Annotated in this window: 4 protein-coding genes and 1 CRISPR repeat array; of the genes, 3 read left to right on the forward strand and 1 reads right to left on the reverse strand. The window is 49.0% G+C overall.

What is annotated here, in order from left to right:
* Positions 1 to 124: 124 nt before the first annotated feature.
* On the reverse strand, positions 125 to 1,057 hold the full coding sequence (locus HMPREF0576_RS01345) for an alpha/beta fold hydrolase (protein WP_004010399.1): 933 nt from the start codon (positions 1,055 to 1,057) through the stop codon (positions 125 to 127).
* Positions 1,058 to 1,419: 362 nt separating this feature from the next.
* On the opposite strand from HMPREF0576_RS01345, the gene cas9 reads away from it, so the two are divergent.
* Genes cas9 through cas2 form a run of 3 tightly spaced genes read left to right on the forward strand, consistent with a single transcriptional unit; the run spans position 1,420 to position 6,032 of the window.
* A complete protein-coding gene (gene cas9 / locus HMPREF0576_RS01350) occupies positions 1,420 to 4,791 on the forward strand; it encodes a type II CRISPR RNA-guided endonuclease Cas9 (protein WP_004010401.1) in 3,372 nt (1,123 codons plus the stop codon).
* 47 nt (positions 4,792 to 4,838) lie between these two features.
* The gene (cas1, locus tag HMPREF0576_RS01355; protein ID WP_245527295.1) at positions 4,839 to 5,708 is read left to right on the forward strand and encodes a type II CRISPR-associated endonuclease Cas1; all 870 of its coding nucleotides are present in this window, start codon (positions 4,839 to 4,841) and stop codon (positions 5,706 to 5,708) included.
* Positions 5,709 to 5,735: 27 nt separating this feature from the next.
* Positions 5,736 to 6,032, forward strand: coding sequence for a CRISPR-associated endonuclease Cas2 (cas2, locus tag HMPREF0576_RS01360; RefSeq protein ID WP_004010403.1), 297 nt, complete (start codon positions 5,736 to 5,738; stop codon positions 6,030 to 6,032).
* A 51-nt stretch (positions 6,033 to 6,083) separates the two neighbouring features.
* Positions 6,084 to 6,630: direct repeats of the CRISPR family, unit length 36 nt; unit sequence TAAGTATATCAAGGATTATGTGAACTGATTCCCAGC.
* Positions 6,631 to 6,657: the final 27 nt, after the last annotated feature.

Here is a 6,657-nt window from a genome sequence, read left to right on the forward strand (position 1 = left end):
ACACTATTTTCGGCGTGTAATGTCGTGAGTGCTCAGAGTAACCTATGCCTACATATCTTTAATCGTTGGTTTAACCAATCTGGACGCTTAGCCACCAGATGATTAATTTTTTTCCTAAATGCAGTTAGGCTGCGACTATATCGTCGAAGAAGTCGATGATGCCCCAGGCCACTTTGTCTTTGATGTCCGTGTAGTTGTGAATTTCGTGGCGATATCCGAAATAGAGCTGCGCCTGGGTCTGGTGTCCCGTATCCTCCAGCCAGTTCACGACCTCCATGAACCCGGTACCGAACATGCCGATGGGATCCTCAGAGCCGGCAATCAGGTAAACAGGCAGGTCCTGGGGGACCGCCTCGGCCCACTGCGGACCTTCGACCTGTTTCAGCATCTGGGCGAAATCGAGCATGGAACGGTTCGACGTCGGCTTGGTGAAGGCATCAAAAGGGTCCTCGGCGTGATCCTTTTGCACGTAAGGGTCCTCACAAATCCACTCGTTGCCAATCTTTACGCCCTCGGGAATGCGCGCAAAAGAGAATCCGAAGAACTGCTGGATGATTCCGGGATCGCTGTTTTCACCCTCGCCAGCCGCCACCAGCTCTTGCAGCCGTGCTATCACCGCGTCCGTTTCGGGGAAACGCCCCGTCACGCCGCACAGGGTGATTCCCGCGAGTTCGTTGCCATATTTCACCATGTAGTCTCGTCCAATCATCGAGCCCATAGAGTGACCGAAAAAGAACAGTGGCAGGTTTGGGTATTTTTCTTTCACAAGCACGGACAGGCGGTGCTCGTCCTCCATCATCGTGTGTGGGCCCTTGTCGCCCCAGTCGCCCCAACGGTCGTTCTCGACAGCGGTTTTACCGTGGCCAACGTGGTCGTCAGCTGCCACGATGTAGCCTGCCTCCAACAGATTGACGATGAGGTGCAGATAGCGGCGGGAATGCTCGCCGAAACCGTGAACAAGTTGGACGATACCTTTCGGCTTCGCCGCCGGAACGTAAATCCAGCCGTAAACAGTATCTCGTTCGTTAAAAGAGGGGAAAGTAATTTCGTGCAGCATTGCGCGTCCTTTCGTGGGGTAACGTATCGGGTGGACGCTCCTATCCTCACACATTTTCGGTCGATTTATACCGGGTTTGCGGGCATTCGATACTTCGGTGCAGACAATCTTTGCCGAAACCTAACGTGACGTAGCCGGGTCACTTGAATCACCATGAGTAGTATTTAGAAACCTCTAATTACCTGCGGTAATGCGCCAAATGCTACTTAAGTACTATTTTTCCAAAATTAGTATTTGCTGCGAGGGAAGCCAGTTCCACGCACGTCGGCGGAGTGTTCAAGTTGATTTTGTAAATTGCGTGATGACAGCTCTTTGGAAGTGGTGTAAAATTGAGCATGAACTGATTCTCAGTAAGGGACACCATGTTTGTGTACCTGAATTCTCCGCGGGGCTTCGGTCCCGCAACTTTTTTAACCGATTTACCCCATTTCTGTATCATTTTTGGTAATAATGATTTCATGGACAATCGCAAATATCATGTGGGCATAGATGTTGGAACTAACTCGGTGGGTTTTGCTGCCGTGGAGGTAGGCGATTCGGGTTCTCCTATCAGGTTTCTGAACACTATGGTTGTTATTCACGATTCTGGTGTCGATCCCGAACAAAAAAAGTACGCCATCACTCGTCTCGCTTCCGCGGGAACAGCAAGGCGCACGCGACGACTATATCGAACGCGTAGACAAAGATTACGCGAGTTGGATGATTTCATTTCCAACGAACTTGGTTATCCCCTGGTGAATCTGGAAAACTTTGCAGACCCCTACGAGCCTTGGAAAGTTCGTGCTGACCTCGCTACGATAAAACTTCCTGCCGATGAACTTCCCGAAGCGATGTCTATTGCACTCCGGCATATGGCACGTCACCGGGGCTGGCGCAGTCCTTACCAAAGAGTGGAAGCTCTCCACCTACACGCAGAAATATCAGAAGAATTTTCCGCCCTTAAAAAGCGGGTCATGGAGAAAACCGGAGATGTCTTCAGCGATGACGCGACACCAGCTGAAGTTTTGGTGGACTTGATGGGCAGGCAAAAGATTCGCGGTGCTGATGGAATGCTCTCTGGAAAGCTGCGTCAGAGCGACAATGCCAATGAGCTGCGCAAAATTGCTTCCGTTCAGGGGATTGACGATGAAACCCTGAATCGCATTATTGATAGAGTCTTTTTCAGTAGGTCACCAAAAGGTAAGGCATCGGAGCGCGTTGGGATGGATGCGTTACCGGGACAAGGCTCAAAGCCTCGCGCTTTAAAAGCCATGCCGTCTTTTCAAAAGTTCCGCATAGTCTCGGTCATCTGCAACCTGCGTATAAAGGATTCTGGAGATGATAATCGCCCCCTATCTATGGAGGAAAAAGAACAACTTATTGGTTATCTCATGTCCAGTACTACTGATGACCATGTCACTTGGACAGATGTTGCCGAATTGCTTCACGTTAAGCGTTCTAATCTTCAGGGAACAGCAAAGGAAGGTCCCGATGGTGAGCGTCCTTACACTCGTCCTCCGGTCAATTCGGCGTGGAGCAAAATCAAGGATTCAAAAATAAAGAGCCTGGTTGCCTTGTGGAAAACTGGAGATGTAGATGTGCAATCTGCAATCGTAGAGGCCTTATCCAACGCTTCTGTTTTGGAGGACGCACGTCCGGGAGCAGACATAGTGGTTGCCTATTTGGAGTCTTTGGATGACAAAGAGCTCGAAAGCCTGGATAAAGTCGGACTTCCTGCAGGAAGGGCATCGTATTCGGAAGATTCTCTCGAGCGCCTTACCGAGAGAATGTTGCAAGATGATTGTGATTTGTTTGAAGCCCGTAAGCGTGAGTTCGGTGTATCCGATGATTGGAAACCGCCTGCTGACCCCATTTATGCCCCGGTGGGCAATCCAGGAGTCGATCGTGTACTAAAAATTGTTAATCGTTTGTTGATGGCTGCGGAGCGAGAATGGGGGGCTCCAACGCAAATCAACATAGAACATGTGCGTTCGGGCTTTAGTTCGGAACTTATGCAACGGGAGTTTGAGCGGGAGAATGAGAGGCGCAGGGCTCAAAATGAGGAAGCTGTCAAAGCAATCCTTACTGAGAAAGGCGGAAATTCTCATGTCTCAAAGTATGATATAATCCGCTATTACGCCGTGAAACGGCAGAATTGTCAATGCCTGTATTGTGGCACACCCATAACTTTTAGTGACTGTGAACTTGACCATATTGTCCCTCGAAAAGGTGTCGGCTCAACGAACTCTCGAGTCAACTTGGCGGCAGCATGCCGTAGTTGTAACCGGGATAAATCTAATCTGCCTTTTGCTGTTTGGGCAGGCAAGACCAGTAATTTTGATGTGAGCATCGACGGCGCAGTTTCACGTGTGAAACAATGGCAACGCTCGCAAAATGAAGGTGCCCGAGAATTTCGGGCGTTCCAAAACGAGGTTATTTCACGACTTTTGAAAACAACCGAGGACCCCGAGATAGACTCTCGTTCTCTGGAGTCCGTCGCCTGGATGGCTCGCGAGCTGCATCATAGGGTTGAATATTATTTTCAATCTAAAGGCGCACAAACGCAGGTATCCGTTTATCGTGGCGCCGTCACCGCCCAGGCGCGTAAGTCTTCTGGTTTGGAAGACAAGGTGAAGATGATTGGCGGCGGTGGTAAGACACGCCTTGATAGACGTCATCATGCGATGGATGCTGCCACCATTGCACTCATGACGCCTGGGATTTCAACCACTTTGTCTGAAAAGAACAATCTGCGTGATGCTCAAAAATTTACCGGTCAATCCGAGACTTGGAAAGACTACTGTGGGCGTACAGAGACGGCTCGTGAGCATTTTGCTGTTTGGAAGTCGAATATGGAGCGTCTCACAGATTTGTTCAATGACAAGCTCGAAAATGACGCTATTCCAGTCGTGCAGCCGCTGCGCCTTAGGCTTTCCGACAGTAAGGCTCACGATGACGGGATTGGTAAACTTGACTCAAAGAAACTCGGTAGCGTCTGGAGCTTGGCGGATATAGACAGAGCTGCCACGCCACAGATTTGGACTGCCCTTACCAGGTGTGATGATTTTGATCCCACTAAGGGTTTACCTGAGAATGCCAATCGGGTTATCAGAGCTCAGGGAGTGAAGTACGAAAGCGAAGACAACATTCCTGTATTCCCCTCAAATGTTGCGGCTATTGCCGTTCGTGACGGGTATGCGGAGATTGGTAGCACCATCCATCATGCCCGGATTTATAGGATTGATGACGGTAAAAAGATTTTTTACAGCATGATACGCGTATTCGCTGTTGATTTGCTAAAACACCAGGCTGAGGATTTGTTTACAGTCAAATTGCCTCCTAGCGCTATATCTATACGTACCTGCGAAGATTCTCTGCGGAGGGCACTCTCTAATGGTACAGCGGAGTACCTGGGCTGGCTTGTGCCGGGCGACGAAATAATAGTTGATACGTCTGATAAGGCTTTTCATACCGGACAAATTGGAGATTTGCTCAGGAATTTCCCTGTCAATTCGTTTAGACTCACGGGTTTCCCATCTAATTCAAGATTAAGACTAAAACCTGTTTTGTTGGCCGGGGAGGGATTGCGTGATGATGCCGAAGACTCTATCAAAAAAATTCTGTCAGGTCAGGGTTGGCGGCCAGCAATAAATGTACTGTTTTCCAAGGGCAAACCGCGCATTGTGCGGCGAAACTCTCTCGGAATCGAACGCCCCAGTTCCAATAACGGATTGCCGTTCTCATGGGAAGCATAGAGATAGAGAAGTGGCAGATTCTTGATTTCACCGGATTTCGAGGCTCTGTGAGTTCTATCCAAGGCGCCTTGGTAGTCAAGCCTGAGGAGGGCGAGGAACGACGTGTCCCGATTTCAGACGTGGCAGTGGTTCTGTTTGGTGTAGATACGCGGTTCTCTGCGGGATCAGTGCATCGCATCCTGAAAAATGACACTGCCGTAATATTTTGTGACTGGAAAGGTGTTCCCTATGGACACGCCTATCCATGGGGTGATCATACCCGAGTTGGTGCCCGTCAAATTGCCCAAGCAAACGCCAGTAGTCCTGCTCGGAAGTCTGTGTGGGCGCGTCTGATTAAATCTAAAGTTCTGGGCCAGGCTGAGGTACTTGAATTTTTTGGGCGACCTAACGGGAAAAGGCTTAAGGAACTGGTCAAAGATATCCGTTCCGGTGACCCCTCAAATATTGAGGGTCAAGCTGCACGCATTTATTGGGAAAGTCTATGGGATGACCAGGATTTTCGCCGTATACCGGGTGGAGGGGACGATAACTTTACTATAAATGCCATGCTGGATTATGGCTACACAATTCTACGTGGTCACGCTATGCGAGCTGTAGCGGCATCGGGTTTGATTTCTTCGCTGGGTGTAGCTCACCATGGACGCTCAAACCCCTGGAATTTGGCAGACGATTTCATCGAGCCCTTTAGACCTGCCATTGATTATTCTGTTTATTTGCTGGTGTCTGAATGCGTTGATGAAGGGTGCGAAATTAGGAAAAGATTGGTTAACGCCGCCGGTGACGTTTTCACAGCCACCCGAAAGTCGATTCCAGCCGAGATGACCCTGCTAGCTCAACATTATGGGCAGTTAATTGAGGGCGACATTGGGAAGTTCGGGGTTCCATCTTGGAAGCCGCCCAGTAAGTTGGGGCTCTAAGCAATGCCGGGAGAACCAGTGTGGTGCATGGTGATGTTCGACCTACCAACCAAAACCAAGAAGCAGCGGCGTGCATATACAGGTTTCCGGCGCTATCTGCTAGATAATGGGTTTTCGCAGGTGCAGTTCAGCGTTTATTCCTGGTACTCTCCCGCTGGTCACTTAAGCGTCAGACTTTTGAAAGGTATTAAAGCCCATTTACCTCCAGGTGGAGAGGTCAGAATCTACCATCTAACAGATCATCAGTGGGCAACTGCGTTGAGATTTTCCAACGCTAAGGAGGTAAAACAAGAAGAAGCGCCCACGCAACTGATGCTTTTTTAGGTCGCTAAATCTCAGTATTTCCTTGATATATCAGGGAAAAATGCCCTCTACTAAGTATATCAAGGATTATGTGAACTGATTCCCAGCATGGACGCTAATGGCCTATCTGCGCGAATAAGTATATCAAGGATTATGTGAACTGATTCCCAGCCATCTTGTGATGACAATCTTCCAGCGCCTAAGTATATCAAGGATTATGTGAACTGATTCCCAGCTTAGGGCGGCGATTTCGGAAACCAGCCTTAAGTATATCAAGGATTATGTGAACTGATTCCCAGCGGGTGTTGCGTAGCCAGACCTTTGTAGGTAAGTATATCAAGGATTATGTGAACTGATTCCCAGCGCGTGGTACGGGACGTAAAACGGCTAAGTAAGTATATCAAGGATTATGTGAACTGATTCCCAGCGGGGAAAGTCGAATACCTGGGCAGGGACTAAGTATATCAAGGATTATGTGAACTGATTCCCAGCCCATCCCGCATTCACAGGTGTGGATTATAAGTATATCAAGGATTATGTGAACTGATTCCCAGCCGAGGAGGCGGCTAAGCGCGAGGCTGAGTAAGTATATCAAGGATTATGTGAACTGATTCCCAGCTAGAGACGATACTAACACCCACTATGT

It is taken from the genome of Mobiluncus holmesii ATCC 35242 (assembly GCF_000185445.1).
Classification (GTDB): domain Bacteria; phylum Actinomycetota; class Actinomycetes; order Actinomycetales; family Actinomycetaceae; genus Mobiluncus; species Mobiluncus curtisii.